This window comes from Pseudoalteromonas sp. 120-MNA-CIBAN-0494, from assembly GCF_040308885.1.
GTDB classification, from domain to species: domain Bacteria; phylum Pseudomonadota; class Gammaproteobacteria; order Enterobacterales; family Alteromonadaceae; genus Pseudoalteromonas; species Pseudoalteromonas nigrifaciens.
Window position 1 is genome coordinate 1 of sequence record NZ_JBEOOE010000201.1, and the last position, 250, is coordinate 250.

General features: G+C 57.6%; 1 pseudogene. It reads right to left on the reverse strand.

The annotated features are described in order from the left end of the window. A pseudogene (locus AAEY55_RS18520) lies at positions 1–250 on the reverse strand (acetyl-CoA C-acyltransferase); the annotation flags it as partial.

The window sequence follows — 250 nt, forward strand, 5'->3', positions numbered from 1 at the left end:
CTCACATCCCAGCCCGCCAGTTTCAGGCAGCGTTTGCTCGCAGGAATCGGGCCGGTGCCCATAATAGTGGGGTCTACACCAGCACTGGACTGTGCTTTGATGGTGGCGAGTACGGTTAAGCCCAGTTCTTTTGCTTTCTCAGCGCTGCACACCATAACGGCGGCTGCACCATCGTTGATGGTCGAGGAGTTAGCGGCGGTTACGGTACCGTCTTTTTTGAACGCAGGGCGCAATTTGGACAGGCCCTCGG